42 protein-coding genes and 1 pseudogene are annotated in these 26,465 nt (G+C 62.1%); 34 read left to right on the forward strand and 9 right to left on the reverse strand.

Annotated elements, in window-relative coordinates; all coding sequences use genetic code 11:
- The first annotated feature begins 123 nt into the window (after positions 1–123).
- Both pepN and J3D46_RS17935 read left to right on the forward strand, forming a co-directional pair.
- Positions 124–2,685 carry an aminopeptidase N gene (pepN, locus tag J3D46_RS17930; protein WP_253468338.1) on the forward strand — a complete coding sequence of 854 codons (2,562 nt, stop codon included), beginning with the start codon at positions 124–126 and terminating at the stop codon, positions 2,683–2,685.
- Positions 2,686–2,743: 58 nt separating this feature from the next.
- Positions 2,744–3,220, forward strand: a complete 477-nt coding sequence (locus tag J3D46_RS17935; RefSeq protein WP_253468339.1) for an OsmC family protein — start codon at positions 2,744–2,746, stop codon at positions 3,218–3,220.
- On the opposite strand, the pseudogene J3D46_RS17940 reads toward J3D46_RS17935, so the two are convergent.
- Positions 3,217–4,216, reverse strand: a pseudogene (locus J3D46_RS17940) (NAD-dependent epimerase/dehydratase family protein). The gene J3D46_RS17935 and the pseudogene J3D46_RS17940 overlap by 4 nt on opposite strands.
- A gap of 87 nt (positions 4,217–4,303) precedes the next feature.
- Between J3D46_RS17940 and J3D46_RS17945 the strand changes: the two are divergent.
- Together J3D46_RS17945 and J3D46_RS17950 are read left to right on the forward strand one after the other, a co-directional pair.
- Complete coding sequence (locus tag J3D46_RS17945; RefSeq protein WP_231343282.1) at positions 4,304–4,999, forward strand: mechanosensitive ion channel family protein; 696 nt, start codon at positions 4,304–4,306, stop codon at positions 4,997–4,999.
- Positions 4,992–5,468, forward strand: coding sequence for a globin (locus J3D46_RS17950; protein ID WP_305884639.1), 477 nt, complete (start codon positions 4,992–4,994; stop codon positions 5,466–5,468). Before J3D46_RS17945 ends, J3D46_RS17950 begins: the two co-directional genes overlap by 8 nt.
- A gap of 4 nt (positions 5,469–5,472) precedes the next feature.
- On the opposite strand, the gene J3D46_RS17955 is transcribed toward J3D46_RS17950, so the two are convergent.
- The gene (locus tag J3D46_RS17955; RefSeq protein WP_253468340.1) at positions 5,473–6,144 is read right to left on the reverse strand and encodes a hypothetical protein; all 672 of its coding nucleotides are present in this window, start codon (positions 6,142–6,144) and stop codon (positions 5,473–5,475) included.
- A 63-nt stretch (positions 6,145–6,207) separates the two neighbouring features.
- Between J3D46_RS17955 and J3D46_RS17960 the strand changes: the two genes are divergently transcribed.
- Positions 6,208–7,113: an acyl-CoA thioesterase II gene (locus J3D46_RS17960; protein WP_253468341.1), complete on the forward strand. Its 906-nt coding sequence runs from the start codon at positions 6,208–6,210 to the stop codon at positions 7,111–7,113.
- Positions 7,114–7,191: 78 nt separating this feature from the next.
- On the opposite strand, the gene ettA is transcribed toward J3D46_RS17960, so the two are convergent.
- Both ettA and J3D46_RS17970 read right to left on the reverse strand, forming a co-directional pair.
- The gene (gene ettA / locus J3D46_RS17965; protein WP_231343366.1) at positions 7,192–8,874 is read right to left on the reverse strand and encodes an energy-dependent translational throttle protein EttA; all 1,683 of its coding nucleotides are present in this window, start codon (positions 8,872–8,874) and stop codon (positions 7,192–7,194) included.
- Positions 8,875–8,930: 56 nt separating this feature from the next.
- The gene (locus tag J3D46_RS17970) at positions 8,931–9,419 is read right to left on the reverse strand and encodes a hypothetical protein (RefSeq protein ID WP_231343367.1); all 489 of its coding nucleotides are present in this window, start codon (positions 9,417–9,419) and stop codon (positions 8,931–8,933) included.
- A 96-nt stretch (positions 9,420–9,515) separates the two neighbouring features.
- Between J3D46_RS17970 and J3D46_RS17975 the strand changes: the two genes are divergently transcribed.
- Positions 9,516–9,953 (forward strand): SRPBCC domain-containing protein, encoded by a 438-nt coding sequence (locus J3D46_RS17975; RefSeq protein WP_231343368.1) that lies wholly within the window; start codon positions 9,516–9,518, stop codon positions 9,951–9,953.
- A gap of 198 nt (positions 9,954–10,151) precedes the next feature.
- On the opposite strand, the gene J3D46_RS25100 is transcribed toward J3D46_RS17975, so the two are convergent.
- Genes J3D46_RS25100 through J3D46_RS17995 form a run of 4 tightly spaced genes read right to left on the reverse strand, consistent with a single transcriptional unit; the run spans position 10,152 to position 12,461 of the window.
- On the reverse strand, positions 10,152–11,318 hold the full coding sequence (locus tag J3D46_RS25100; protein WP_253468342.1) for a tyrosine-type recombinase/integrase: 1,167 nt from the start codon (positions 11,316–11,318) through the stop codon (positions 10,152–10,154).
- Complete coding sequence (locus J3D46_RS17985; protein ID WP_253468343.1) at positions 11,311–11,520, reverse strand: DUF3263 domain-containing protein; 210 nt, start codon at positions 11,518–11,520, stop codon at positions 11,311–11,313. Before J3D46_RS17985 ends, J3D46_RS25100 begins: the two co-directional genes overlap by 8 nt.
- Positions 11,514–11,906 carry an ImmA/IrrE family metallo-endopeptidase gene (locus tag J3D46_RS17990; RefSeq protein WP_253468344.1) on the reverse strand — a complete coding sequence of 131 codons (393 nt, stop codon included), beginning with the start codon at positions 11,904–11,906 and terminating at the stop codon, positions 11,514–11,516. Before J3D46_RS17990 ends, J3D46_RS17985 begins: the two co-directional genes overlap by 7 nt.
- A 42-nt stretch (positions 11,907–11,948) precedes the next feature.
- Positions 11,949–12,461: a hypothetical protein gene (locus tag J3D46_RS17995; RefSeq protein ID WP_253468345.1), complete on the reverse strand. Its 513-nt coding sequence runs from the start codon at positions 12,459–12,461 to the stop codon at positions 11,949–11,951.
- 283 nt (positions 12,462–12,744) lie between these two features.
- Here J3D46_RS17995 and J3D46_RS18000 point away from each other — a divergent pair, with 283 nt between their 5' ends.
- From J3D46_RS18000 to J3D46_RS18070, 15 genes are all read left to right on the forward strand, one after another.
- Positions 12,745–13,062: a helix-turn-helix domain-containing protein gene (locus tag J3D46_RS18000; RefSeq protein WP_253468346.1), complete on the forward strand. Its 318-nt coding sequence runs from the start codon at positions 12,745–12,747 to the stop codon at positions 13,060–13,062.
- Positions 13,063–13,066: 4 nt separating this feature from the next.
- Positions 13,067–13,273 carry a helix-turn-helix domain-containing protein gene (locus tag J3D46_RS18005; RefSeq protein WP_253468347.1) on the forward strand — a complete coding sequence of 69 codons (207 nt, stop codon included), beginning with the start codon at positions 13,067–13,069 and terminating at the stop codon, positions 13,271–13,273.
- A 20-nt stretch (positions 13,274–13,293) separates the two neighbouring features.
- Positions 13,294–13,662 (forward strand): hypothetical protein, encoded by a 369-nt coding sequence (locus J3D46_RS18010; RefSeq protein ID WP_253468348.1) that lies wholly within the window; start codon positions 13,294–13,296, stop codon positions 13,660–13,662.
- On the forward strand, positions 13,659–13,802 hold the full coding sequence (locus J3D46_RS18015) for a hypothetical protein (RefSeq protein WP_253468349.1): 144 nt from the start codon (positions 13,659–13,661) through the stop codon (positions 13,800–13,802). Before J3D46_RS18010 ends, J3D46_RS18015 begins: the two co-directional genes overlap by 4 nt.
- Positions 13,799–14,065: a hypothetical protein gene (locus J3D46_RS18020; protein WP_253468350.1), complete on the forward strand. Its 267-nt coding sequence runs from the start codon at positions 13,799–13,801 to the stop codon at positions 14,063–14,065. Before J3D46_RS18015 ends, J3D46_RS18020 begins: the two co-directional genes overlap by 4 nt.
- Entirely contained in the window at positions 14,062–15,114 is a 1,053-nt protein-coding gene (locus tag J3D46_RS18025) for a hypothetical protein (protein WP_253468351.1), read from the forward strand. Before J3D46_RS18020 ends, J3D46_RS18025 begins: the two co-directional genes overlap by 4 nt.
- Positions 15,115–15,124: 10 nt before the next feature.
- Positions 15,125–15,688: a hypothetical protein gene (locus J3D46_RS18030; protein ID WP_253468352.1), complete on the forward strand. Its 564-nt coding sequence runs from the start codon at positions 15,125–15,127 to the stop codon at positions 15,686–15,688.
- A complete protein-coding gene (locus J3D46_RS18035; protein WP_253468353.1) occupies positions 15,685–16,188 on the forward strand; it encodes a hypothetical protein in 504 nt (167 codons plus the stop codon). Before J3D46_RS18030 ends, J3D46_RS18035 begins: the two co-directional genes overlap by 4 nt.
- Positions 16,185–16,547 (forward strand): hypothetical protein, encoded by a 363-nt coding sequence (locus J3D46_RS18040; RefSeq protein WP_253468354.1) that lies wholly within the window; start codon positions 16,185–16,187, stop codon positions 16,545–16,547. The genes J3D46_RS18035 and J3D46_RS18040 overlap by 4 nt, the downstream gene beginning before the upstream one ends.
- Positions 16,544–16,888, forward strand: coding sequence for a hypothetical protein (locus J3D46_RS18045; protein WP_253468355.1), 345 nt, complete (start codon positions 16,544–16,546; stop codon positions 16,886–16,888). The genes J3D46_RS18040 and J3D46_RS18045 overlap by 4 nt, the downstream gene beginning before the upstream one ends.
- Positions 16,885–17,106 (forward strand): hypothetical protein, encoded by a 222-nt coding sequence (locus J3D46_RS18050; protein WP_253468356.1) that lies wholly within the window; start codon positions 16,885–16,887, stop codon positions 17,104–17,106. Before J3D46_RS18045 ends, J3D46_RS18050 begins: the two co-directional genes overlap by 4 nt.
- A gap of 11 nt (positions 17,107–17,117) precedes the next feature.
- On the forward strand, positions 17,118–17,594 hold the full coding sequence (locus tag J3D46_RS18055) for a single-stranded DNA-binding protein (protein ID WP_253468357.1): 477 nt from the start codon (positions 17,118–17,120) through the stop codon (positions 17,592–17,594).
- Between the two features lie 16 nt (positions 17,595–17,610).
- Positions 17,611–17,955, forward strand: a complete 345-nt coding sequence (locus J3D46_RS18060; RefSeq protein WP_308292030.1) for a glutaredoxin family protein — start codon at positions 17,611–17,613, stop codon at positions 17,953–17,955.
- A gap of 124 nt (positions 17,956–18,079) precedes the next feature.
- The gene (locus tag J3D46_RS18065) at positions 18,080–18,328 is read left to right on the forward strand and encodes a hypothetical protein (protein WP_253468358.1); all 249 of its coding nucleotides are present in this window, start codon (positions 18,080–18,082) and stop codon (positions 18,326–18,328) included.
- 66 nt (positions 18,329–18,394) lie between these two features.
- Entirely contained in the window at positions 18,395–19,381 is a 987-nt protein-coding gene (locus J3D46_RS18070; RefSeq protein ID WP_253468359.1) for a hypothetical protein, read from the forward strand.
- Positions 19,382–19,424: 43 nt separating this feature from the next.
- Here J3D46_RS18070 and J3D46_RS18075 read toward each other — a convergent pair whose 3' ends face one another.
- Positions 19,425–20,207: a hypothetical protein gene (locus J3D46_RS18075; RefSeq protein WP_253468360.1), complete on the reverse strand. Its 783-nt coding sequence runs from the start codon at positions 20,205–20,207 to the stop codon at positions 19,425–19,427.
- A 57-nt stretch (positions 20,208–20,264) separates the two neighbouring features.
- On the opposite strand from J3D46_RS18075, the gene J3D46_RS18080 reads away from it, so the two are divergent.
- The 13 genes from J3D46_RS18080 (at position 20,265) to J3D46_RS18140 (ending at position 26,449) form a co-directional block, all read left to right on the forward strand.
- Entirely contained in the window at positions 20,265–20,465 is a 201-nt protein-coding gene (locus J3D46_RS18080; protein ID WP_253468361.1) for a hypothetical protein, read from the forward strand.
- Between the two features lie 118 nt (positions 20,466–20,583).
- The gene (locus J3D46_RS18085; RefSeq protein ID WP_253468362.1) at positions 20,584–20,817 is read left to right on the forward strand and encodes a sigma-70 region 4 domain-containing protein; all 234 of its coding nucleotides are present in this window, start codon (positions 20,584–20,586) and stop codon (positions 20,815–20,817) included.
- The gene (locus J3D46_RS18090) at positions 20,804–21,652 is read left to right on the forward strand and encodes a hypothetical protein (RefSeq protein ID WP_253468363.1); all 849 of its coding nucleotides are present in this window, start codon (positions 20,804–20,806) and stop codon (positions 21,650–21,652) included. The genes J3D46_RS18085 and J3D46_RS18090 overlap by 14 nt, the downstream gene beginning before the upstream one ends.
- Positions 21,649–22,959: a replicative DNA helicase gene (locus tag J3D46_RS18095; RefSeq protein ID WP_253468364.1), complete on the forward strand. Its 1,311-nt coding sequence runs from the start codon at positions 21,649–21,651 to the stop codon at positions 22,957–22,959. Before J3D46_RS18090 ends, J3D46_RS18095 begins: the two co-directional genes overlap by 4 nt.
- On the forward strand, positions 22,956–23,426 hold the full coding sequence (locus J3D46_RS18100; protein ID WP_253468365.1) for a hypothetical protein: 471 nt from the start codon (positions 22,956–22,958) through the stop codon (positions 23,424–23,426). The genes J3D46_RS18095 and J3D46_RS18100 overlap by 4 nt, the downstream gene beginning before the upstream one ends.
- A 65-nt stretch (positions 23,427–23,491) precedes the next feature.
- Positions 23,492–23,791 carry a hypothetical protein gene (locus J3D46_RS18105; RefSeq protein ID WP_253468366.1) on the forward strand — a complete coding sequence of 100 codons (300 nt, stop codon included), beginning with the start codon at positions 23,492–23,494 and terminating at the stop codon, positions 23,789–23,791.
- Positions 23,788–24,051, forward strand: a complete 264-nt coding sequence (locus J3D46_RS18110) for a hypothetical protein (protein ID WP_253468367.1) — start codon at positions 23,788–23,790, stop codon at positions 24,049–24,051. The genes J3D46_RS18105 and J3D46_RS18110 overlap by 4 nt, the downstream gene beginning before the upstream one ends.
- Positions 24,048–24,377, forward strand: a complete 330-nt coding sequence (locus J3D46_RS18115) for a hypothetical protein (RefSeq protein WP_253468368.1) — start codon at positions 24,048–24,050, stop codon at positions 24,375–24,377. Before J3D46_RS18110 ends, J3D46_RS18115 begins: the two co-directional genes overlap by 4 nt.
- Before the next feature lie 288 nt (positions 24,378–24,665).
- A complete protein-coding gene (locus J3D46_RS18120) occupies positions 24,666–25,043 on the forward strand; it encodes a hypothetical protein (RefSeq protein ID WP_253468369.1) in 378 nt (125 codons plus the stop codon).
- Positions 25,043–25,582, forward strand: coding sequence for a hypothetical protein (locus tag J3D46_RS18125; protein ID WP_253468370.1), 540 nt, complete (start codon positions 25,043–25,045; stop codon positions 25,580–25,582). The genes J3D46_RS18120 and J3D46_RS18125 overlap by 1 nt, the downstream gene beginning before the upstream one ends.
- Positions 25,579–25,920 (forward strand): hypothetical protein, encoded by a 342-nt coding sequence (locus J3D46_RS18130; protein ID WP_253468371.1) that lies wholly within the window; start codon positions 25,579–25,581, stop codon positions 25,918–25,920. Before J3D46_RS18125 ends, J3D46_RS18130 begins: the two co-directional genes overlap by 4 nt.
- Positions 25,917–26,153 carry a hypothetical protein gene (locus J3D46_RS18135; RefSeq protein WP_253468372.1) on the forward strand — a complete coding sequence of 79 codons (237 nt, stop codon included), beginning with the start codon at positions 25,917–25,919 and terminating at the stop codon, positions 26,151–26,153. The genes J3D46_RS18130 and J3D46_RS18135 overlap by 4 nt, the downstream gene beginning before the upstream one ends.
- The gene (locus J3D46_RS18140; RefSeq protein WP_253468373.1) at positions 26,150–26,449 is read left to right on the forward strand and encodes a hypothetical protein; all 300 of its coding nucleotides are present in this window, start codon (positions 26,150–26,152) and stop codon (positions 26,447–26,449) included. Before J3D46_RS18135 ends, J3D46_RS18140 begins: the two co-directional genes overlap by 4 nt.
- The last annotated feature ends 16 nt before the right edge of the window (positions 26,450–26,465 follow it).

Here is a 26,465-nt window from a genome sequence, read left to right on the forward strand (position 1 = left end):
TACTCCGTGGGGCGACACTGTGGTGTTCGCTCCTTGCCTTCCCGGCCCGGAGTGAAAGAATGGCTTCACACCAGGGTCCGGCCGCGATCGGCCGGCCATCCCAAAAACTTCCGGAGGCACCACTTGCCAGGCCTGAACCTTACGCGCGATGAAGCCGCGATCCGCGCCCAACTGCTCAACGTCGAGTCGTACCACGTCACCTTGGACCTGACCCAGGGCAACGAGACCTTCGGCTCCACCACCGTGGTCACGTTTTCTGCGACGCCGGGATCCTCGACGTTCATCGATGCCATCACCGATGCAGTACACAGCGTGACGCTGAACGGCACGGAACTCGATCCCGCCGAGGTCTCGGACGGCGTCCGCATCCAACTCCCCGGCCTCGCCGCCCGGAACGAACTTGTAGTCGTGGCAGACGCCCCGTACATGAACACCGGCGAGGGCCTCCACCGCTTCGTTGACCCTGTTGATGGCGAGGTGTACCTGTACACGCAGTTCGAAGTTCCGGACTCGCGGCGAATGTTCGCTGTCTTCGAGCAGCCCGACTTGAAAGCAAGCTTCACGTTTGCCGTCACCGCGCCCTCGCACTGGGACGTCATTTCCAACTCCCCCACCCCGGTTCCCGTTGAAGCGCCGGCTGCCGGCGATGGCGGCGCCCGCTCAGTGTGGGAGTTCGCACCCACCCCGCGCCTGTCCTCCTACGTCACCGCGTTGATAGCCGGCCCGTACCAGTCGGTCCGTTCCGAGGTCACCAGCTCCGACGGCCGCGTCATCCCGCTGGGAGTCTTTGCCCGGAAGTCGCTCATGCAGTACCTCGACGCGGACAACATCTTTGAACTGACACGACAGGGTTTTGAGTTTTTCGAGGCACAGTTCGACTGCCCCTATCCGTTCGAAAAGTACGATCAGTTGTTCGTCCCGGAATTCAACGCCGGGGCAATGGAAAACGCCGGGGCCGTCACCATTCTTGAAGGCTATGTCTTCCGCGGCAAAGTAACCGGCGCGCAAATTGAGCGCCGCGCCATCACCGTCCTGCACGAACTCGCGCACATGTGGTTCGGGGACCTGGTGACCATGCGCTGGTGGAACGACCTGTGGCTCAACGAGTCCTTCGCCGAGTACATGTCCCACCTGGCCGCCGTGGAGAACACCGAGTTCGACCGGGCCTGGACCACGTTCGCGTCCGTGGAGAAGTCCTGGGCCTATAAGCAGGACCAGCTCCCCACCACGCACCCGATTTTTGCCGAGATCAACAACCTCGAAGACGTGGAGGTGAACTTCGATGGCATCACCTACGCCAAGGGCGCTTCGGTTCTGCGCCAGTTGGTGGCCTGGGTGGGCCCGGAACAGTTCATGGCCGGGGTCCGCACGTACTTCGCCAAGCACGCCTGGAAGAACACCGAACTCGCCGACCTGATGGTGGAACTCGAAGCCGCGTCCGGCCGCGACCTGGACGTGTGGGGCAAACTGTGGCTGGAAACGGCCGGCGTCAACACGCTGGCGCCCGAGCTGACCGTCGACGCCGGTGGCACCATCACCGGCTTCGCGATCCTGCAGACCGCCATCGCCGAACAGCCCACCCTCCGCCCGCACCGCCTCGCCGTCGGCTTCTACACGCTCTCCGGTGACGGCAGGCTGGAGCGCACCCACCGCGAGGAGCTGGACGTCGACGGGCCCCGCACCGAGGTACCCGCCTTGGTGGGGCTCACCCGCCCGGACCTGATCCTGCTCAACGACGATGACCTCGCCTACGCCAAGGTCCGCCTCGACGAGCATTCCCTCGCCACAGCCAAGGCCCACCTCAAGGACTTCGCAGCCAGCCTGCCCCGCACCCTGGCCTGGGGATCGGCATGGGATGCAGCCCGCGACGGCGAAACCCCTGCCCGCGGCTATGTGGACCTGATCCTGGCCAACATCGCCCACGAAACGGATTCCTCGGTGATCCTGGTCCAGCTGCGCCAGCTCGCCACCACCCTGACCTACTACGTAGCGGCAGAACACAAGCTGGAGACCACCATCGCGGCCGCCGATAGACTCCGGGAGCTCGCAACATCGGTTGAAGCCGGCTCAGATGCCCAGTTGCAGTTCGCCAAGTCTTTTGCGCAGCTCGCGCGCAGCGGCGGCCAACTGGACCACGTACAGGCACTCCTGGACGGGACGGAAACCCTGGAAGGCCTCACCATCGACCAGGACATGCGCTGGGAGCTCCTGACCGCCCTCGTGGCCGGCGGACGGCAAGGCCAGGAACGCATCGACGCCGAACTTTCCCGCGACAACACGTCCAACGGCCAAAATGCCGCCGCCCAAGCAAAGGCAGCCATCCCTACCGCTGAGGCCAAGGCAGCAGCCTGGGAGTCGATCGTGGTCAAGGGAGAGCTCTCCAACGCCTTGCAGGCATCCGCTGTGGCCGGCTTCATGCGCGTCCAGGATGCTGCCTTGTTGGAGCCTTTCGCTGCTAAATACTTCGACGCCGTGCCCGGGATCGTCAAGGACCGCACACACGCTCTCGCCCAGCAGATCGTGGTGGGTCTCTACCCGGCGCAGCTCACCACCCAGGCCACAGTGGACCGCACGGACGAGTTCCTGGCCGGACTTCCCGAAGAAAGTGCGGCCTTGCGCCGCATGATGCTCGAAAACCGCGACGGCGTGGCCCGCGCCCTCCGCGCACGGGCAGCAGACGTCTAGCCCCGGCACCACATGAGGCTCGTGCGGACAGTTGGTGCCCCATAGCTAAACTGTCCGCATGGGCCTCAATGAACACCACTACGCGCTGACCGTCCGCTGGACCGGAAACCTGGGCGAGGGCACGGTCAGCTACAGGGGATATTCCCGGGACCATGATGTCGACATCCCAGACCTTCCCACCTTGCAGGGTTCTGCGGATCCGACCTTCCACGGAGACCGGACACGCTATAACCCGGAGCAACTGCTGCTCGCGGCCTTGTCTCAGTGCCACATGTTGTCTTTCCTGCACGTTGCCGTCAAGCACGGCGTGGTGGTCACCGGCTACGAGGACAACGCAGAAGGCCTCATGAAACTCAACCGGGACGGCAGCGGGCAATTCGAGAGCGTGACGCTCAAACCACACGTCACCATTGCCGATCCCGGCCACGCCGGCTTGATGCCACAGTTACACCACGAAGCCAACCAGGTCTGCTTCATCGCCCGCAGCGTCAATTTCCCGGTACGGCACGAGCCAAGCACGACGGCGGCGGCCTAACGCTGTTCAGCCCGCCATTGCGCCACGAGCCGTTGTTCGGTTTCCCGGCTCAGCCCCGCTTTGCGGTCCCTGTTCAGGCCCTTGTGCCTCTCATCCTCAAGTGTCGCTGCCAGCGTCTCCTGCCACGGCCGCAGGAGCATCCCCCGCTCCCGTGCAGCACGGTTGGTCCGCGCCTGGAATCCGTCATGATCCGCCGGCAACCATAACGGCAGTGAGTCCGGCCCCGCCCAGAAGTCCACCCCTTGCTCCACCAGCCACGCTTCGTCAGCCCGGACAATGTTTCCAGCCGGAGCCCCGGCTGCATGTTGGGACTCGGCGATGAAGTCATCAAACCCCACAACGTCCCCCAGCGCGTTGTAGACGCCAGTCAGTCCTTGTTCGGCCGCACGCAGGATCCACGAGGCCAGGTCCCGCACATCGATGATCTGGGTGGCGGCGTCCGGGACATCGGGCACCAGCACCGGATCATGGTTGGCCGCGAAACGGGCAGGCCAGTAACCGTAGCGATCCGTACCGTCACCTGGGCCTCCGATGAGCCCCGCCCGGACGATGTGGGCCTTGTCCCCCACCGTGGTCAGCGTCATCTGCTCAATTGCCGACTTGGACTCGCCGTAGGTTTCCGGAGTGCCCGCTTGGCCAGCCGGCAAGGGTTCCAGAAGTTCCGCGCTTTCATCGGCGCCGGGGACCGAGTGGTCCGCGTAGACCGAACAGCTTGAGACAAAGGTCCAATGGCCTGCTGCCGGGCCCAGCACCTCCAAGGCCTGGCCGGCCTGGACGGGATCGCGGGACACCTCAATAACCGAGTCCCAGCCGCCGTCGAGGTCTGCCAAGGCCGCAGCACCCAAGGAACGGTCCCCCCCGTACCCAGGTGGCGCCGTCGGGCGGATTCGCTGAAGTACCGCGGGCAAAACAGGTGACGTCGTGCCCGGCGGCAACTGCCTGCCGTGCGATTTCTGCTGACAGGAAGGCTGTGCCACCGAGGACCAGGATGCGCATACCGTCACGCTACGGCGATAGGGTTGTAGGTGGACAGAGTGTTCCGCGCCCGGCGAACACGGGCCGACGACAAGGAGCTATTCCACCTTGACCTCCATCCCCCTGGCAGAAATTGTCACTTTGGAACCCGAAAAGATCGATCTCGTATCCATCCTCATCACCGTTGGCGTGGGCCTGGGTGTGTGGATCGTGGCGAGATTCGTTATTTTGCGCATCACCCGAAGAGTGTCCGCGGGAAGTTCCTTCTTCAAGAAAGCCCACTTCAAGTGGGTGCAACCAGCCATCCGCGCGCTGGACCACGAACGCCGCTCGCAGCGCGCCGAAACCATCGGCACGCTGCTGACGAGCCTTGTAAGCGTCGTGGTGGTGGTGATTGTGATCATCTACGTCCTCAAGTACATGAACGTGGACGTCGCGCCGCTGTTGACCAGCGTCGGCATCCTGGGTGTCGCCATCGGTTTCGGTGCCCAACAGTTGATCCGTGACTTCCTCGCGGGAATCTTCATCACCATCGAAGACCAATACGGAATCGGCGACGTCATCGTCACCAGCGAAGTGGTTGGTACCGTTGAATCCGTGGGCCTGCGCATTACACGGGTCCGCGCTGAGGACGGGGCGATCTGGTACCTGCGGAACGGTGAAATCCTGCGGGTGGGCAACCGCTCCCAAGGTGATTACGTTCCGCTCGAGACACCTGAAACGAACGAACCCGGCGCTGCGGCTGCACCCGTAACTGCAGGCGCACCCCGCGTGACCAAGGCCGAGGAGAAGTCCAATGAGTAACAACGCCGGCGCACAACCGCCAGCACCACAGGTGGGCCCCCGACGCCAACTGATGCAGAACGATCCCTTCAACCAGCCCGCCTACACGGACAGCTTCTACGCCGCAGTTGGCGGCCACGAAACGTTCGTCAAGCTCATCGACGTCTTCTATGACGGCGTGGCCACGGACCCGTTGCTGCGTCCGATGTACCCCGAAGAGGACCTGGGCCCGGCAAAGCGCCGCTTCCTCATGTTCCTGGAGCAGTATTGGGGTGGTCCCACGACCTACGGTGAAGAGCGCGGCCATCCCCGGCTACGCATGCGCCACATGCCGTTCAGGGTGACCCCGGAAGCCAAAGACCGATGGTTGTTCCACATGCGGACGGCCGTGGATTCCTTGGAGCTCTCGCCGTTGCATGAAGGCACACTGTGGGACTACATGGAGCGGGCCGCGCTGACAATGATCAACAGCCCGTCGGCTGGCGCCTGACCCCCTAGAACCCGAGTCCCAGGCCTGCGCCGGTGCGAACCAGCACATGGCCGCGGGGGCCGCTCAGGCGGAACCAGCGGCCGTTACGGAACACGTGCTGCTCGGCGTCGCCCAGGAAGCCCAGGGCGAAAGCGGCGAACGCCGCCCCGGCGGGAAGGCCGGTATCGCCGGGAAGTTCACGGCCCCAAACAGCTGCCCGGGCGCTGTTTAACACTGCGGCTCCCGCCAAGGCAGGAATCACGCCGGCCACCTCCGCGATGCCGGCCTCCGCTGCCGACTTGAGGTCGGCGTCGTGCATTGTGCCCCGGGCCTCCCAGCCGCTTCGGGGGGCGCCAACGCCCGCCCAGGACTCAGAAACGGTCGACGGCGGGATGGGCAGTTCCACATCCTCGGCGGCCGAGCGGGCCAACCGGTCCATGACGGAGGCAAGGGTGACGGTGACATCTGCTTGCGCCGGCTCGGCGAGGGCCATGGTCCGCAGGCCAAGGATGGTGGGGGTGGACTCCCCCAGGATTCGCGGCCTCAGGACACACACATAGGCAGCCAGGACGCTGCCCGCGGCCTGGAGGCGGATGGCTCCGTCGTCGATGCTTTTTGCCCGGGTAACGAAGGTCCGCAGGTCTGCGAGGTCACGGGGATCGGCGAAGCGGAAGGACTGGGTCAGGACGTCTGTCACATCATCGACTCTACCGGCATGTCCCCGGTTGAGAGGGGTCGGGGCGGCGTCTAAAGTCGAACCATGACTGAGACGAACGCTGGCCTCGAGGTGGAAGCACCCGTAGAAGACCCCATGGAAGTGCTGATAGGCCTGCTGGATCTTGGCGACTTCGACGGTGCCAGGACCAACGAGGACATCTTCCTGGGCCCGTCGCAAAAGCAGCCACGGCATCGTGTCTTTGGCGGTCAGGTTTTGGCGCAGTCAATGATGGCCGGGATGCGGACAGTCGAGCCGGACCGGGCCGCGCACTCCATGCACGGCTATTTCCTGCGGCCAGGTGACGCCAACAAGCCCATCACGTTCGGTGTCGAGAGGCTGCGGGACGGGCGTTCGTTCTCGGCCCGCCGCGTCCACGCGTACCAGGACGGTGTGCCGATTCTTTCGATGATCGCCTCGTTCCAGGTGGAAGACAGTGGCCTGGACCATCAAGCAACCATGCCCGAAGGCATCCCCGATCCCGAATCACTACCCAGTACCGCAGAACTTCTCTCCCACTACGACCACCCCATGGCGCGGCACATGTCCTCGGAGCGTCCTTTCGACGTCCGACATATCGACCCCGCGCTGTATGTTTCCCCGCCAAAGGAGCACGTAGCCACCAACGCGGTGTGGATGAAAACAATGGGTCCCCTGCCGGATGATCCCAATCTGCACCGGGCGGCCTTGGCTTACGCAAGCGATTACACACTGCTGGAGTCCATTCTCCGCAAGCACGGCCTTGCCTGGATGACGCCTGGCATGAGTGTCGCCAGCCTCGACCACGCCATGTGGTGGCACCGGCCCGTGCGCGTCGACGAGTGGATGCTGTACGTCCAGGAATCCCCCAGCGCCCAAGGCGCCCGGGGGCTTGCCACGGGCCGGATCTTCAACCGCGAGGGGCAGCACGTTGCCACCGTAGCGCAGGAAGGCATGGTCCGGATTCCGTAGCACGGATCCGTTCCTACGGATGTACACGCAGAAAGGCCGGTCCCAAGGGACCGGCCTTTCGATGTTTCTGGCCTGCTGTTAGTCGCGGGTCAGGCGGCGGTGCGTGACGCGGTGCGGCTTGGCAGCATCGGGGCCCAGGCGCTCCACCTTGTTCTCTTCGTAGGAGTCGAAGTTGCCCTCGAACCAGTACCACTTGGAGGGGTTCTCGTCGTCACCTTCGTAGGCGAGGATGTGGGTCGCTACCCGGTCGAGGAACCAGCGATCGTGCGAGACCACCACGGCACAACCCGGGAATTCGAGAAGGGCGTTTTCAAGGCTGCCCAGGGTTTCGACGTCGAGGTCGTTGGTAGGTTCGTCGAGCAGCAACAAGTTGCCACCCTGCTTGAGCGTTAAGGCAAGGTTGAGGCGGTTGCGCTCACCACCGGAGAGGACACCGGCCTTCTTCTGCTGGTCCGGTCCTTTGAAGCCGAACGCCGAAACGTAGGCACGCGAAGGCATTTCGACATGACCGACCTGGAGGAAGTCATGGCCTTCCGAAACAACTTCCCAGAGGGATTTGTTGGGATCGATGCCGCCACGGGACTGGTCCACGTAAGAGATCTTCACGGACTCGCCGATCTTGAGCTCACCATCGTCCAGGGGCTCCATGCCGACGATCGTCTTGAACAGCGTGGACTTACCCACACCGTTGGGTCCGATGACGCCAACGATGCCGTTGCGGGGCAGCGAGAAGGAGAGGCCATCGATCAGGACGCGGTCGTCGAAGCCCTTCTTCAGGTTCTTGGCCTCGATGACCAGGGAACCCAGGCGCGGTCCCGGCGGGATCTGAATCTCTTCGAAGTCCAGCTTGCGGGTGCGATCGGCCTCCGCAGCCATTTCCTCGTAGCGGGCCAGACGGGCCTTGGACTTGGTCTGGCGGCCCTTGGCGTTGGAGCGCACCCACTCAAGTTCCTCGGTCAGGCGCTTGGAAAGCTTTGCGTCTTTCTTGCCCTGGACCTCAAGGCGGGCCTTCTTCTTCTCCAGGTAGGTGGAGTAGTTACCCTCGTACGGGTAGAGGTGACCACGGTCAACTTCAGCGATCCACTCAGCCACGTGGTCAAGGAAGTAACGATCGTGGGTCACGGCAAGGACAGCGCCGGGGTACTGGGAGAGGTGCTGTTCCAGCCACAGCACGCTTTCGGCGTCCAAGTGGTTGGTGGGCTCATCGAGCAGCAACAGGTCAGGCTTCTGGAGAAGAAGCTTGCAGAGGGCTACGCGGCGGCGCTCACCACCGGAAAGGACGGTGACGTCGGCATCGGCCGGCGGGCAGCGCAGTGCGTCCATCGCCTGTTCGAGCTGGGAGTCGATATCCCAGGCATCGGCAGCGTCGATGGCTTCCTGCAGCTTGCCCATCTCGTCCAGGAGCGTGTCATAGTCCGCATCCGGGTTGGCCATTTCCTCGGAGATCTCGTTGAATCGCTGGATCTTGCCGTAGATCTCGCCAACGCCTTCCTGGACGTTGCCCAGGACGGTCTTTCCCTCGTTCAGTGGCGGTTCCTGCAGGAGGATGCCCACGGTGTAACCGGGGCTGAGGCGGGCCTCGCCGTTTGAAGGGGTGTCCAGTCCGGCCATGATCTTCAGGATGGTGGACTTACCAGCACCGTTCGGTCCCACGACGCCGATCTTCGCGCCAGGGTAGAACGACATGCTGACATCGTCCAGAATAAGTTTGTCGCCAACGGCCTTGCGAGCCTTGGTCATCGTGTAAATGAATTCCGCCATACCCTTAAATCTAATGGCTAGGCGTACATAACTCACATTCGAGGAGCCCGGCGCAGCTAGCGGGCGTCTCCGATGAAGCATTTTCCAGTGGCCAGCACCGGCAGCACTGTTACAACGACTCCACCGTCGCGGATCTGCCCCATGACGCAACTCCCGCCAGTCAAGGCCGCGGCTTGCATGGCGTCGACGTCAAGACCTGTGGGCGTGCGGCTGACAGAGACCTCGACGTTGGCTTTCGGAATGCCGGCCGAGACCAAGGCCGTCCGTAAGGCCTCCCGGTCTGGTTTTGGGTTGCCGGCAACAAGGTTTTTCAGCGTCTTTTCGACTGCGGTGGTCGTCGCGGCAACGGCGGGATCCACGGTGGCCGTGACCTCGGAGTCGGTGGAAGGTGCCGGCGTAGCGACCTTCTGGCCTTCGGTCGAACCGGTGGAAGCCGTGCAGCCCGCGATCGTCAATGCCGCAGCAATGGCTAAAGTCAGTCCGGCGACACGGACGTTCGCTGCATCTGCTGCCCTGCCGAAAATCCGGGCGGTTCTCGTGCTCATCACCTAGCCATTGTGCCATTCACACGGAGTCCCCAAGGGCGTAGCGTTTCTCCCGGATGGCTTCGCCGTCCGGGTTGAGGAATGGAGAGCAGCATTATGAGCGGACAGGCACCTGATGCCGTCGCATCGACAACCGTCCCTGCCCGGCCCGAAAGAGTATGGGAGGCCCTGACTGATCCCGAACTCATCAAGCAGTACTTCCTCGGAACCAACGTCGCGACCACCTGGCAGGTAGGCGATCCGATTACTTACTCCGGGGAGTACAACGGCAAGCCCTACGAGGACAAAGGGACGATCCTCGCCTTCGATCCCCCGGAGCTGTTGAAGACCACTCACTACAGCCCAACCTCGGGGCTTCCCGACGCTCCGGAAAATTACCACACTGTGGAGTACAGGGTGGCCGAAGCAGCTGACGGAACAACTGTGACGATTAGCCAGGGCAACAATTCCAGTGTTGAAGAGGTGGAGCAGTCGACTGCCACGTGGCAATTGGTGCTGCAGAATCTCAAGGAATTTCTTGAGTCGAGGCCCTAAGGGTCATCCCCCTTGGACGCTTGTTCCAAGGGGGATGCATTTTGTGCCCCAGGAGGGAATCGAACCCCCGACCGGCGGATTCGCGGGCGTCTAGCGATGCTTACCCGAATTTAGCCCGGATAATGACCGAATCGCATTGCTTGAAACAGCAGCGTCTAGCAGTGGGCGAACAATACCCGGACAACCATCGTCTGACGGTCAAGGTTTTTGTTGAGTATCTGTTGAGTCCATCCCTATGAAGAAGGACTGCAGCGGCGCGGAGTAGTCCACGGTTGGCCGCTCCCGCTGGATGTAGTGGGCCAGCGTCACGGCGTCCGAGGTGTGCCCGAGCTGCGTGGCGGCGGCCTGTGAGCCCAGCAGGTTGGCAAGCATTGTGGCGACGGTCTTCCGGAGCGTCTTCGGTGTCACCCACTCATAGTCGGTGCCAGCGACGACCTGCCGCCAGGTCTTCCCGAAGCTGTTCGGATCGTAGATGGTCCCAGCCTCGGATGGGAACACCATCACTGCCTCGTGCTGGGAGAGGCGCCGATCGAGCATGTCCAGGCAGAAGGGTGGGAGCTTGAACTTACGGTCGTCGCCTTCCTTGGTTTCCGGCTGCAGCACCATCCCCACACCCTTTGCCCTATATACGGTGTTGTTGATCTCCACCGTCCCGGCACTGAGATCGACGTCCTGTCGGCACACACCGAGGGCTTCACCCGGGCGGACTCCGGTGCCGATGAGGAAGTCCAGCACATCAACCGGGGTGGATGGGCGCTGTCGGCCCACATCCTTTTTGGTGGTGATGGTCTTGACGAAGTGGTCCCGGAACCCGGCGAACTCTTCCGCTGACATGGCCCGGACTTCGGCCACCTTCTCCGTGATGGGTGAGAGGTTCGCCGCCGGGTTGGCTGTGATCGCGTCATGACGGACGGCGTAGGCGAACATGCCTTTCAGGACAGACTTGGCCGTGAGCGCGTTGGCGGTGTGGACCTTGGCCATGGCGACAATGGATCTGTCGAGGCGTCCGGTGGTGGCTTCGCTGATGCGGAGCTGGCCTACTGCTTTGTCCAGGGCTTTGATGACGTCGCGGTAGCGTTCGACGGTTCGGGGCTTCCACTCCCCCAGCGCTATGCCGTGCTCGAGCCACATGGCGGCGAGGTCCGCGAGTTTCGTGTCCCTTGAAACTTCGCCGTTGTCGGGGTTGCGGGTGCGGAGCGCTTCGAGGAGGATGCGGCGGGCGGCAGGTTCGGTGTCGCCCCAGCGGAACACGAGGCGGGACACGCCGTCGTAGTCACGGTATCGGGCGTAGGCGTAGAAGCGGCGGCCGTCCGGCTTAGTGCTGATCTTCCCCCACGTTCCGACCGGGGTTGCTGGCCTAGCCACGGCGGGCCCTGCGGTTCCGGAGCTGATTCACGAGCGCGGGCGCGTACTCGAGTGCGGGGTGGCTGTCGATGAGCTTGTTGAGCTGCTGGTAGTAGTGGGTGACGTTTCCGAACTCGGTCCGGATGTCCTGCTCCCTGGCGCCCTCGTACTTATAGGTACGTCCGGCCAGGTTGAGCATGTTCTTTTCGGTGGTGGTCAGCATGCGTATTCCTTCCCTATGAGTTGCTGCATCAGCACGATCTCTGAGGGGGACAGTGTGGAGATGTAGGTGTCGACGTCTTCCGGCATGACGGAGAGGTAGTGGGCTACTTCCTGCGTCGAGTGGTAGAGCCGGTTGGCGTCGATGAAGTCACTGGCTTTGATGAGGCGTCGGGCAGCCCAGACACTGGCCTGCCGTTCCTGCTTTACGCAGTTGCCCTCGTGCCGGTAGTACGCGTGGCCGAGCTCGTGATAGAGCGTCGAGTTCCATTGGATGTACGCCAGCTTCGGCAACAACGTGATGGTGTGGGTGTCCGCGTCGTACGCGCCCCACCAGCCATCCGGTAACTCGCCCTCAACGACGGACACGCCAAGTTGTGCAATGAGCATGTCTGTCCCCATAAGAATCGAACCTATGGGAGTGCCCTGACATTATTCGTGCGGGAGATCTCCAGGACCGATCTTGCCCTTCGGCTGGCGGGCGGCGCGGCGCTCCTCGGTGGGTTCTTTGGCTTTGCGTCGGTCCGCGATGTTGATCGGCTGGGCTGCTTCTTCGGCGGCCGAGGCGGCGTCAAGGTTGGCGCGGGACTCGGTGTTCAGCTTTATCAGTTCGGCGCTGATGGTGCGGAGCGCGTTCTGGCTGGAGAGGGGTAGCTCGCCGGCCCGGTCGATGATGAGGTCCCTGCCGGTGTCCTCGTTGACTTCGAGGTTGAGTGACCTGGCAGAGGCCCGGATGATGGCCGCCTCGGAGGTGTGGAGTCCTTTGGCGAGTCCGCGGATGGTTTCCGGGTCGGGGAAGTTGTTGATGGGCTTGTTGATGATTTGGTGGATGCGCTTGTCGGAGGGGGTGCCTCCGCAGTCACGGGACAGTTCGACGTTTGACCGGCCGCCTTTGTACTCAAGGACGAGTTCGGCAAGGGTCGGTTTGGTGTTCCTGGGGTTCATGACTACGACTTTCCACGGAGGCATCACAGCAGCGCATTCGAACTTAATTTCGATCGCCTAGCACTAGGCAGACTACCAATCCTTACTTACTTGCCTAGTAAATTAGGCCAACTTTCCCAAACTTTCCCGCCAACACTGGTGGAAATTGGGTATCGCCTAGTTGACAAGCCGCCTAGTCGTAAGCGATATTGAGTAAGCACTCCTTGACGGATAGTCGCCTACTAGTAGAATTGAGGACGTAATGTTTTACCCGCAACGTAAGAAACGGAAGAGGGGCACCTACATGAAACTCGCCAGCGTAGAACGACTCCGGTCGTTCGTCCTGACCCGCGATGACATGGACCTCATCAACTCCGGCCGCGGCCATCTCGTCAACAAGCGCAAGATCAGCCAGCGTCACCTGGCCGAGCGCGTTGGTGTGAACCCCAGCTTCATCAACCACCTGACCGCCGGCCGATCCACCACATGCACCCCGCAGGTAGCGGACCGCATCGCGGAGGTGCTCGGAGTGGACACCTCGGTCCTTTTTGATGAGCAGGAATCTAGTACTGCTAGAGCAGCCGTAAAGCCTCGCTCGAAAAGCCGCCCGGCGATGGCCTAAGCGAATGATCAAAACCGACACGCCGACAGTCGAAATCCCAAACCCGCCCCTCCTCCTCGAAGAAGCCGCAGCAGCCCTCCGGATGTCAGTGACAACCCTTCGAGAACTACGGAACAAGGGCAAAGGACCCAAGGCCCGGATGATCGCCGGGAAACTCCTCTTCCGGGTCAACGACCTGGACCAATGGCTGGAACAACAGCCCGAAAGCTAAATCCTCTGAAAGGGAACACCATGAGAGACAAAGAAATCATGTTCACGCACGAGATGGCCGAGAATCTCGTCCGCTGCGTGACAGGCACCTTCACCTGCGAGATCCCGGCGGCCGGGTACACGGAGATGGAACTCTGCACCTTGGCCCGCAAGCTGTCGTTCATGGTGGACGCAGATGTCCGATGGCGTTCCCTCGATGAGCTTGTAGTGAAGCTGATGGAACTGACCGAGGTGGAGCAAGGCATCCACGACGACCTTGAGTTGACCCCAGACGGAACTGTAGACAACAGGCACGTCCTCATCCAGCGCATCGAAACCCAAGCCCTGGAGCTTATCGAGTTCGTCCTCATGCAGGCCGGGTTCTACCCTCACTGGGAGCTGGCAGCATGAACGGCCTCGTTCTCCTCGTCATGGTCATGGCCATTGGCTTCCTCGTCGCCATCCCGTGGGCCATCCGAGCCGACCACGCAGACGTGCACCTCATGCACCGCGCCGGATCCGGCTGCCGCGACTGCGAGCCCCAGCCATGAGCCACTACGAAGACTGGGCCGACTGGGCAGGCGACAACTCTGCACAAGCCGAGCGCGACCTCGGACGAGCCATCGAATACGAGCCCGAAGAGGAATGCCAGCACGAAGACATCTACCGGGGTGTCTGCGAAGACTGCGACTCGATCATTGAGCCTGACTGGGAACCCTCTGACGCGGATCTCCCCACGCCCGACTACGGAGCAATCAACCCATCAATCACCCGCCTCGAAGCATGGGCGGAAAAGCAGGAGCTGACACGATGACCACCCAATTCCGCGAACCAACAGGCAAGCCATCCTGGCCCATCCTCCTGATCGCTGGCGGCGAGAAGGCCGGCAAGTCCTATGCCTCCGCCAAGGCATCCGCTTCCGAGCTCATCGGCCAGACCTACTGGGTTGGTGTGGGTGAGGATGACCCGGACGAATACGGCGCCATCGAGGGTGCACGGTTCCTTATCGCCAAGCATGACGGCACACACAAGTCCATCCTCGCCGCGCTGCGGGACGCCTCAAATCAGCCCCGCGTGGACGGCAAGCCAAACCTGCTGGTCCTCGACTCCGGAACCCGGGTCTGGGAGATGCTGTCCGACGAAGCCCAGGAGCGGGCGAACATGCGGGCCAAGAGGGCTGCAGAGAAGTGGAACAAGAAGTACGACCCAGACGCTGAGGCAACCATCGGCCCGGACCTCTGGAACAAGGCCACCGCCCGCTGGCAGGACGTCATGGACGTGATGCGCGAGCACGATGGACCCTCCATCATCACGGCACGCCTGGACATCGTGGCAGTCATGGACGACAAGGGCCAGCCCACGAAGGACAAGACACAGAAGATCAAGGGGCAGAAGTCCCTCCCGTTCGACGTCGGAGCCATTGTTGAAATGCCGGAGCGCGGCAGCTCCTACTTGACCGGGGTTCGTTCTCTCAAGCTGGACCTGCCCGTGGGTAACAAGGTGCCGGTAAAGGACTTCTCGGTGGATTGGCTGTGGCGGAAGCTTGGCCTTGACGCTGAGGGAGCCACGGCCCCGCGCCAGTACTCCAGCGCTGACGGCCAGGCATCGGCCGCCACAGCCGACGAGACACCTCAGCAGGCGCAGCAGAACCGGCCACCGGCAGATCCAGCCGACGCTGGGGCAACCTCGCTCAGCCAGTACCGGCACGAACAGCCCGACTGGACCGCCCTGTTGGAGAAGTCCAAGAACAGCCGCGACATGCTCCTGGACCTCCACGCAAAAGCCAAGGGCATGAACGCTCCACAGACAGTAATCGACAACATCCTGGCCGCCGGCACCGCGCTGGCAGCCCGAGCAGCATAGGGGAACTGACATGAGCATCAAGACCGACAACCTCCGCATCGCACTGATCAAGACGTTCGCTGACGCACTGGCGGACTTCATGAAGGACGCCCGCGGGGAACACCTCGAGCAGCTGCTGGAGAAGTACAACGAGGAAGGCACTAAGTCCTTCGCGATCGTCCTGCCGGACGGAACCCGGGTAGGAAACATCACCCTCCCCGAGGGGAAGCCGTCCGATGTGACCTTTGATGAGGCGGCACTGTTCGAGTGGGCGGAGCAGCAGGACGGTATCGACTCTGAGGTCATCCCGGCCACGCGGAAGCGAGTGGTGAAGCGTGTCCGGCCGTCGTGGTTGGCGGAGAAGGTCAAAAACGCCATCGAGGGCGACGACGGACAGCTTATGGATGTCGGCACCGGCGAGATCATCCCTGGCATCAAGCGGGTACCCGGGAAGGCCCCAGCATCTTTCACCATCACTTACGCCAAGGACGGTCGGGAGAAGATCGCTATGGCCTACCGTCGCGGGCTTCTCAACGACCTCACCGTGGGATCAGTACTCCCCCAGATCGAGGCACACCAGGCAGAGGCAGCGTGAGCGCCGTGAAGATCTCCGTGGAGATCGACGGAGAGCAACATGACATCAGTGAGTGCGCGTGGTTCTTCATCTCACCTTGCGGATGCACCCACGGAGTCACCACCGTAAAGGACTACGACAACGGCGGCTGGATCACAACACCCGAAGCTGCCCACGTCCACATGACGCCAAGCAAGGCTGTCCGGGAACAGGACATCGCCCGCGGGGAGAAGATCGAAATCGGCCTGCGGTCTGGGGTCACTCATCGACTCAGTGGCGACTGCCCTCACACTCCACAGTGGGGCAGGGCAGAACTTCCGCAAGGAACGGAATGGGGCCGAGCTCAAAACGCCCGCAACATCCACATCGTGGATGAGGCGGAGGACGCTGACCGTATCGACTGGGACTACCGGACGCCTCGCTGCGGAGGAAGAGAATCCCTTTTCGAGATTCATCGATCAGTGGTTGGCGATGCCCCAATGTGCAAGAAATGCCTGGCGTTGGTGGAGCCGGTCTTGTGAGCGTCGACGTCCTGAACCCGGTCAACATCGAGCAGCGTATCCGGGACATCAGCAACCGGATCGCGAATTCCGCCAGTGTCTGCAATGAGCGCTACATCGCGTTCCTGACGGCAGACCGAGAGTATGACCAGGCGTTCGCCGGGGCTTACATGGCTCACGAGGGCGCAGCTCACGAGAAGAAGTACGCGGCGGAACTGGCAACCCTCCCCCAGCGGGAGGCCAGGGACGTCACGGACGCGGCCTACAAATACGCGGACAGGCTCGCCAAAGCGCTGGAATCCGAACTGCGGGCGTATCAGTCCATCGGAGCCAGCGTGCGGGCCATGTTCGGGGTGGCCGGGCGCGGCGAGGGATCATGAACAGCCGCCAATTCGCCCTCTACCTCGCCCGAGACCTGCACTGTGTGTGCGGGTGCGTGGGCAGGGAGGACACTCTGGTCCCGCAGCACCGGGCAGGGCGCGGAATGGGCGGCTCTAAACTCCTCGACCGGCCATCCAACGTCGTCGTCATTTGCTCCTACCTGAACGGGATGATCGAGTCCGACCCTGTCACAGCGGATATAGCCCGCGAGTACGGGTGGAAGCTCTACCGGTGGCAGAACCCGGAGGAGGTCCCGTTCTATGACCTGGCGGATCGCCAGTGGTACTCGATCGACAACGACTACAACCGAACCGAAACGACGAAGGCGGAAGCAGCATGAACAGCATCACCACCAGCAGCGGAACCACCGTGAGCGTGCATCAGAGCGGGCCGGACGCCCTGCTGTTCCTTGACCATCCCGAGGCGCCGGACGACATGCGGCACCTCGAAGCTGGCCGGGTGACTCAAGAGGGGTTCCAGCCGGCACCGTTCGCGGCGTTCGGCCTGGGCCCGGAGACCCTCCGTGCCATCGCTGATCTGATCGAAAACACCAAGTAAGGAACGTAACCATGGCAGGCGAAACAACCATCACCGTAATCGGCAACCTCACCAGTGATCCGGAACTCCGGTTCACCCCGTCAGGGTCCGCCGTCGCTAACTTCACCATCGCATCGACTCCCCGCACCTTTGACCGTCAGGCGAATGAGTGGAAGGACGGGGAAACTTTGTTCCTCCGGGCCAGTGTGTGGCGTGAGGCGGCGGAGAACGTGGCCGAGTCCCTCACGAAGGGCGTGCGCGTCATCGTGTCCGGGCGCCTCAAGTCCCGCTCCTACGAGACCAAGGAAGGCGAGAAGCGCACCGTCATCGAGCTTGAGGTGGACGAGATCGGCCCCAGCCTCCGCTACGCCAACGCCAAGGTCAACCGCACCCAGCGTTCCGGTAACGGCGGCGGCCAGCAGCCCGCGCAGGATGACCCGTGGGCGGCTCCGGCGGCCAGCAACTCTGGCAACTGGGGCAACGGCCCGGACTCCGAACCGCCTTTCTAGGCCCAACTATCTAGTGGTGGGCGAACAGAATCGCCCACCACTTCCCATCTCCTCAAAGGACGACATGACAGTCACCGAGCTTTATCCCGAACCACAGCCGCAACCCACGGCAGTCACCATCTACACCAAGCCTAAGTGCAGCCAGTGCGACATGACCAAGATGCTTTTCAAGCGTGATGGCGTGGAGTACACCGAGGTGGACATCACCGTGGATCCCGCAGCTTACGCGTACGTGACCCAGAATCTGGGCTACCTGCAGGCACCCGTGACAGTTGCTTGGCCGGAGCACTACGAGGATCCGGTCCACTGGTCTGGCTTCCGCCCCGACCTCCACAGTGAACACCTGGCGGCCGCAGCATGAAGATTATTGCCCTCACCCCGCCGAAGCAGCTCCGGCAGATCCCTGAACGATCGATCGACATCGACAAGTGCGGGTCCTGTGACAAGCCGCTCCGGGCCACTGGTGAATGTGCTGGGTGTTCTGATTGAGCACCTTCCGAGCAGTGTGGCCCATCGTCAACAACGAAGCCTCCGGACCGACCAATGAGGAACTGGTCCAGGCGGCCATCAAGGACCTGCCCACCGTTGCCCAGCGTCACCGCGTGGTCATTACGGGACCGTGCCGGGGATTCGTCACCACAGCCTCGAAAGTCCCGGGATCGGGCGGGAGCGGCCACGTCGTCGTTGTCGAGGCACCGGCCCACGCCACTCCCCCACGTCCCTACCACCACTAACTCTCCCTGAAAGGAACCCATGAGAACCACACACATTGCTCGTCGCGCCGCGCTGGAGGTGGCACGATGAGCCCAGATATTGAGCCCACGAAGCGGATTCTTTCCCTTGGCGCCGGCGTGCAATCATCGGCGTTGCTGATCCTGGCCGCCCGGGGGGACCTGCCGAAATTAGATGCTGCAATTTTCTCTGACACGGGATGGGAGCCGGCATCCGTTTATGCACACCTGGAGCGGCTCGAGCGGGAAGTGGCTGAGCCAGCGGGAATTCCGATCTTCAGGGTCTCATCCGGAAACATCCGGGCTGACGCCCTCGACCCCACGCACCGTTTCGCCTCTATGCCGCTGTTCATCAAGAACCGAGACGGTGGCGATGGCATGACACGCCGCCAGTGCACGAGCGAATACAAGCTCAAGCCCATCAAGGCCAAAACGCGGGAGCTACTTGGCGCACCATCGATGAAAGATGGGAGGCCTGGGCGCGTTCCCAGCGGCCAGTTTGCTGAACAGTGGATTGGGATCAGCACGGACGAGCGCAGCCGGGCGCTGGACCAGGACGGGCATCTCAAGACTGGTGACGTTAAGTACTCACGTAACCGCTACCCGCTGCTGGAGCTGGGCATGGACCGCGAGACGTGCCGGTCTCTGCTGACTGCTCACGGATTCGGTCAAACACCAAAGTCTGCCTGCATTGGCTGTCCCTTCCACTCGAACATGCAGTGGCGTCAACTCCGCGATGAATCTCCTGACGAGTGGGCGGACGCCGTTGACTTTGACCAGTCCATCCGTGCGGGCGCTGCGCGCGCCAACGCCCAGGGCCAACCGCTGCTTGGCCAGGCGTTTCTGCATCGCTCGCGCCTCCCCCTGGATGCAGCTCCTATCGATAAGGTTTCCTTCCACGAGTGGGCAGGCCGCCAATCAGATGTCCTGAGTTTGCTCGCCGTGTCTGAGTTTGAGGAGCGCCTGTCTCAAGATGACAACTCAAGCCTCACTGGATGCTCGCCCTTCTCCTGCATCAGCGGCGAAGAAGTTGAACATGACGAGGACGCGGCATGACGGTCGTGCCCCGTGCGGTGGTCGATTCCCAGGCAGGCTCCAGCTACTTGACAGGCACGTCATCAAGGTCCAGATTTGGGTCCGGGACCTCTGCACGGGCGGAAGCCACACGTTTCATGATCCCCTTCTTGTCTTTGGGATCCGCGTGCGGCCAGTCACGGGCAAAGGACATCATGGAGCCGGTGATCCTGACGTACATTCCCATCGCATCGTTGCGGGAGAGGTTGAAATTGTCAGGATCCTGCACGACGCGCACAAGGTTTCCCCAAGTTTCCAGCCACGCAGTCAATTCTTCGATAAGCGCTTTATCCTTTGACTCGAGCTGCCAGCGCGCAACTGCCCCCATGAGCCGGCCAAAACTCTTGTGTTCGGGAAGCGAAAACGAGAACGCCCCTTCCATCTCGGCAGCGAAGAATGCCATTAGCTCTGAAATGGCCGTGTGCTCTCGGTTAAGGGCCGCTTCGAGACGCTGCTCTTGTAACTGCAGGTTCAATGCATCTCGTTGCTCTTTTAGTTGCCTTTCCAGTGCAAGGCGCTGCTCAGTGAGTTGCTTCGCTGCAAGTTCTGCTTGGGCAGCTGAGGCGGTCGCGGCCAGTTCACGTTGGACACGCTCGTTCTCACCTGCAATTCGAGTTTGCTCGCGCAGAGTTCTCCGCAACACGTGCATGGCAACCCCGGCTCCAGCCACGGCACCTATGACGCCGCTCCATAGTTGCGCCCAGGTTGCGCCATTCATCCACAGAATCTCATCTGTCGTACGGGCTTCCGCAAAGCCTTCCACGAGGGCGTGCCAAACCAGGAACCATACGATCAGATCATTCTCCACCTCCGAATCCTACGAAGCTGGCGACGCCCACGCGAGTTGGCTACTGGAGTTGACGCCATGAAGTCGGCCGAAAGCGCAGGCAAGCCTCTGATGGTTGTTATCCCCGGCAAGGCCCCCGCGGCCAGGTGTGGTGCCCAGCAGCGCACCCAGAACCGTCACGGCTGGCACTACCCGTGCAACCGGCCGCACCACCACACTGGACGGCACGCGTTCATTCACTGGGGCTTGGGAGGGCTCCTGCGCGCAGTCTGGGAATAGCTTCACCCTGTCATTCTTTTTGGTCTCTTATCTAGTGGCGCTTACCGGAGGGGTAAGCGTCACGGGATAGTATCGAATGAAAGTACGCACACCCATGAGAAAGCCAAGTGGATCACCCTTGCCCACCAGCAACACCAACCTCAACCCAGCAGTTCACCGCATGATGGTCCAGCAGCTCAAGCTCCAGGACTCCAACTACAAGGAAGCCCGCCAGAACCGACTCAACACAGCATCACAGGCCCGGGAAGTCGGGTTCACGCACCGGGAGATCGGGGACGTCCTGGGCGTCACCGAAGCAGCGGCCCGGGCCATGATCAAGCGCGCCAAGGGAGACACCGATGGCACGCGATAGGGCGAACATCAAGACCGCGATCTGGACCAGCCAGGACTACCGGGATCTCACGTTCGCGGAGCAGTGGCTGTACGAACTGCTGATGACGCACCCTGACACAAACTATGTCGGCGTCGTGGACTGGCGCACCAACCGACTGGCGGCCATGGCAGCCGACGCCGACCCGGCCTTCATTCGCGCCACGGCGGAGTCTCTGCAGGCGAAGCGATTCGTGTTCATTGACGAGGAAACCGAGGAGATCCTTGTCCGCTCGTTCCTGCGCCATGACGGGCTGTTGAAGCAGCCGAAACTGTCCGTGTCCATGGTCAACGCCTATGGGGCTGTGGCGTCCAAGCGCATCCGCGAGGTGGTGACTTTCGAGCTGCAGCGACTGTTCCAGGAGTACCCGGAATGGGCAGCGTTTAGGCAAGAGAAAGTCATGGCTTTGGTCAAGGGTAAGGGTACGGATATGGGTGAATTTACCCTTGGGTTTACCACTGCCGTTACCCCTCTGTTTAGGGTAAACGCTGGGCAGCCTGACCCCTTGCCTACAACTACAGCTACTACTACATCTACCTCACCTAGCGGTGAGGGGGTGCAGGGGGAACGTAAGAAGCCGGAGCGGAAGCTCCCTGCCACCTGGGTCCCGAACGGCGCGCACATCGAATACGCAAAGAGCCGTCTTTTGAACCTTGAGCAGGAGACCGAAAGGTTCAAGCTCCATGCTGAGGCGAATGATCGTCGTCTCCGGGATTGGGATGCCGGGTTCCGGATGTGGCTGTCGAAGGCAACACCTACGTTGCCGAAGTCGGCCACCCCTTGGTCGCCGGAGTTCCATAGGCGGGGGCAGGCATGAGCGAGACAAGGACCCCGCCGCAGGACGTCGCAGCTGAGCAGTCAGCACTGGGGGCGATGATGTTGTCCCGGGACGCTATCCAGGATGTTTCGGAGATCGTGACTGGTCCGGACTTTTACCGGCCGGCGCACGAGACGATCTTCCGGACGATCATGGAGCTGCATGGGCGGGGCGAACCGGTGGATGTCATCACCGTGGGTGCCTCGTTGGTGGTGGCTGGGGAGGCTGACCGGATCGGCGGTTCGCAGTACCTGCACGAAGTGACACAGGCTTGCCCGACACCATCCGTTGGTTCGCACTACGCGCAGATCGTGGCCCGGAACGCTACCCGCCGGCGGCTGTCCACGGCTGGGCAGAAGATCCGGGACATGGCACACCAGCCTGGGGACGAGGCGGAGCTGGTGGAGCTGGCCCGGAAGGAGGTTGATGGGACGTCGAAGGCGACCACGACAACGGTCCAGTCGTTCGGGGAAACCATTGATGTGATGTTGTCCCAGCTCGATGACGAACCGAACCAGATCCCCACACCATGGGCTGCGGTGAATGACATCATCGGCGGCCTCCGTCCGGGTGGCTTGTACGTGGTGGGTGCTCGCCCGTCCGTGGGGAAGTCTGTGGTTGCCCTCCAGTTGGCGAAAGCACTCACGGCCCATGGTGCGGTGGCGTTCTCCTCGCTGGAGATGTCCGAGGCTGATGTGCAGATCCGGGCGGTGGCTGCGGATCTCCGGATCGACCTGGCGCGGTTGATGAAGCGGGACCTGCTGGTGTCGGACTGGGAGAAGATCCGGGCCCGGCGCGCGGCGTGGCAGAACGTGCCGCTGTTCATCGATGACAACTCCGGCGTGACGTTGACGGACATCAAACGGTTCGCCCGTTCGGTGAACCGCCGGCAGCCCCTCGCCGGGCTGGTGGTGGATTACCTGCAACTCATGGCCCAACCCGCCGGGGACAAGCGGCCCCGTCATGAGTTCGTGGCGGACATGTCCCGGCAGTTGAAGATCCTGGCCATGGAGATGCAAATTCCCGTGATCGCCCTGTCTCAGCTCAACCGTGGATCGACGCAGCGGGCGGATAACATGCCGCAGATCAGTGACCTTCGTGAGTCGGGCGCCGTGGAGCAGGACGCCGACGTCGTGATCCTCCTCCACCGGGAAATCATGGGCGAAACGTCCGGGGATTTGTCGATGCTGATCGCGAAGCAACGCAACGGCCCGACTGGTTTCGCTGAACTGGACTTTTGGGGGCATTACTCGATGGCGCTGGACAAGGGCGTCACACCGCACGCACACGTTAGGAACGCATCATGACCACACAGCCCACGCAGGCCCGAGAATCTAGTAATGCTTACCCGGATGGGCAGGAAGACCAGAGTGAGGGTTCTAGGCTCGCAGAACGGCGCACAGAGGTTCTCGAATTGTGGATCCCGCAACTGGCGGGGTGGATCAACTCGAACCACCGGCCGCACTGGGCGCAGCGGGCGAAGCTCACCAAGGCGTGGCGCCAGGCCGGGCTCATGTACGCGCGCCAAGCCAAGCTCCCGAAAGGGTTGCAGCGGGTCCGCGTCGAGGCGCACGTGGTGAAGTCGACCGCCCGGGAGTACGACGCCCACAACCTGATGCCGACCGGCAAGGCGATTATGGATGGCCTCGTTGACTACGGGCTGGTTCCGGATGACAAGAACAGGCATGTGGTGGGGCCGGACATGCGCGAGGGTGGCAAAGGCTTGCCCGGAATTCTAGTAAAGATTACCCAACTAGTAATTGACCCTTACTAGTTTCCCGCCTAGCATTTACTTATCGGGTGTTTATGAAAGGACCCCGAGACCATGAGAGGAACACCATGAACAAGACTCAAACCCTGACTGACCGGGGGATCGCCGGCTGCGGAACCTACCTTGGTTCCGTGAACGGTTGCACCTGCGAGGAGTGCAAGGCCGCCGTCATCATCCAGAGCGCACCACCTGCCCGTGCCGAGAAACCCTCAACTTTCGTGCCGCTCCCGCCGGAGAAAAAGGCTGCCATGCGCGCTTTCGCCAACAAGATCGTGCAGGACCGGATAGATGCTGGCCTCTACCCTGACGGCCGGATCAACGACATGGCTAAGTATTCCGAGCACATCCGCAACGGAGGCAAGCTATGAGCGCCACGGACGAACTGGAGCAGGATGTCCGCAAGGCCCTGCCACTGAACACGGACCCCGAGGCCATCGCACATCACGTGGCCACATGGCTCCACAATGACGGCTACACCAAGCCCACCAACGAGCAGACAGCCGCCGTGCAGGCGATGGCGCGGATCCGTGAAGCCATGGATGCGCTCTTCAAAGGCCAGTCCACACAGATCGAAGCACTCGGCCAAATCGCTGAGCACCTCGGCGCGTACGAAATCGAACGCATATGAGCCCCCAGCGTGTGCAGCGGAATCCAAAGTACCCGGCACTGATGTGGACCGACGACGGCGAAGCAGCGCTCTTCCAAGGCCACAACCTGGACCCCGAAGAGATTGAGCGGGTGTGCAGTGTGGAGATCCTTGGTGACTACCCCGGCCATGAACTGCACGTGACAGAGGAGTACTTCACCTACGTGCCGCGCATCAAGAATTGCTCCACATGGGACGGGTGGGGATGCGATCAAGAGGGTGAGTGGCACGGGCACTGGTTCGGCATCAAGCCCACCGACGACCCGAAGAACCAGTTCACCCAAGCGCTCAGGGTGCGAGTCCGGTGAATGGCGACTGCCTGCACATGGGTGAGCATTGCTCGCCGCTGCACTGCCCGGACTGTGGACGGTTCAGCCGCCACTCATGGACAACCGAGTACCACTACACCGAGAACGGCGGGAATCAGTACTGGGGCGGTGAATGCGTCCGGCATGGCGAGTGGTCAGACGCGGCCGCATGACCACGGCGGAGCGTCTCGCCCAGTTGGCGGTCACGTGCCCGCACCTCGCCGCCAACCTGAGCTTGCTCCCCCCGGAACAACTCACCCAACTACTCACAACCAAGGAACCCACCAAATGAGCATCCGTGAACTTCAGGCACTGGCCTACAAACAGTCCGCCGACAAGGGCTTCCACGACAACGAACCCACCGAAGGCCCAGAGCTGCTGATGCTGAACTCCCAGCGAATTGCGCTCATGCACTCGGAGCTGTCCGAAGCGCTGGAAGAACTGCGCAGCGGCAAGGCGCCCAACGAAACCTACTACCCGGAAGCCGGATCATTCGGAGCACACCGCCTCTACAAGCCTGAGGGCGTGCCGTCCGAAATGGCGGACGTGGTTATCCGAGTCATGGACTTCTGTGGAGCCAATGACATTGACCTTGAGTCCATCATCACGGAGAAGTTGGCCTACAACGCCACTCGCGGTCACAAGCACGGCGGGAAGCAGTTCTGATGACTGATTTGCGGGCACTCCTGGCGCCCATCAGGGCGAGACTAGCAGCAGCAACACCCGGACCATGGCATATGCGCGAATGCTCACCATACACAGAGCGCGGCCGGTTGGAAGTCAACATCTGGGACGAGACCCGGAACATCATGATCACTAACTGGTGCGATGACGACGAGATCCATAGGCCTAACGCCGCTTTGATCGCGAACGCTCCCACGGACATCGCCCGCCTACTCACAGCCATCGAAGCCGTGACCGAGTTGGCAGAAGCGTGGCAGGCACGGGGTGAACACCTTCGAAAGTCCGCAGAGTCAGCACCGGAAGACGTACAAGAAGCGCTTGATGACCAAGGCGGTGACATGATCTGGCACGCCGGACTCATCCGCACCGCTCTTGCCGCCGCTTTGGGGTCTGACACCACAAACCAGGAAGGACCCACCATGACTGACTTCACCACCCGCACCGAGCACTCCGACACGCACTGCAACGAGAACAGCCTCTGCCACGACTGCATCAACACCGCAGCCCAGGACAACGCATGAGCATCGATTGGGACCATGATGCCGCCCAGGCTGACCTGGTCCGAATGCTGACCGAAACCCGCGATCTTCCGGGTGAGGTGAGGCTGCCACGCCTCGCCGTGAACATGCTGCTGGACAAGATCGTAGAGCTGAAGCCGCGCACCATCACCACCGTGGAAGAACTCGACGCACTGGCACCGGGCAGCAGCGTCCTGTGTCTGGACGCGGCCGGCGAAGGCCACCCGGCACAGACGAGCGGAGATGGGTGGGGGCTACCATTCAGCAGCAACTTGTGGAGTGCCCAACACCTCCTGGACGGCTGCGAAAGCATCACTGTCATTCAGGAGTGGGCGGCATGAAGTTCCAGAACACGGGTAACTGGAACCCGCCACGGAAAGCTGACCACACCGAAGCACTCGCGGAGGCCCTCACGAAGCTCAGCAACCAGACGCCCACGCCCGTGGTGTTCTCCGAAGCCGCCGTCGAACGGGGCGCACGAGAACTCAGGCGCCGCATCCCGGAACTCATTCCACCCGACGCCATGGACCACGCCCGTGCCGTGCTGGCTGCCGCCGTCAAGGAGGAGCAATGAGCGTCAAGGATGACAAGGCCCGGATCGACAGCATTATTCAGGAGCAGGCCCACGAGTTCGGGACGGTCCTTTGGCCGGAGGACCGCGCCGTTATTGCTGCGATCATGGCACCACTCCTGAATCAGGTCCGCGCCGAAGTGCTGCAAGAAGCAGCAGATGAGTTGGCGCGCCTCCCGTACGTTAGGCCGGGAGCTGAAGGTCGATCAGAGTACGAGCGTATGTTGGCAATCCGGCGCGGCAACACCGATCAGTGGCTCAAGGAATGGGCCGCTGAGATCAGAAGCAGCCACAGGTGAACCGCCGGCCGCACTG

Source organism: Paenarthrobacter sp. A20 (assembly GCF_024168825.1).
Classification (GTDB): domain Bacteria; phylum Actinomycetota; class Actinomycetes; order Actinomycetales; family Micrococcaceae; genus Arthrobacter.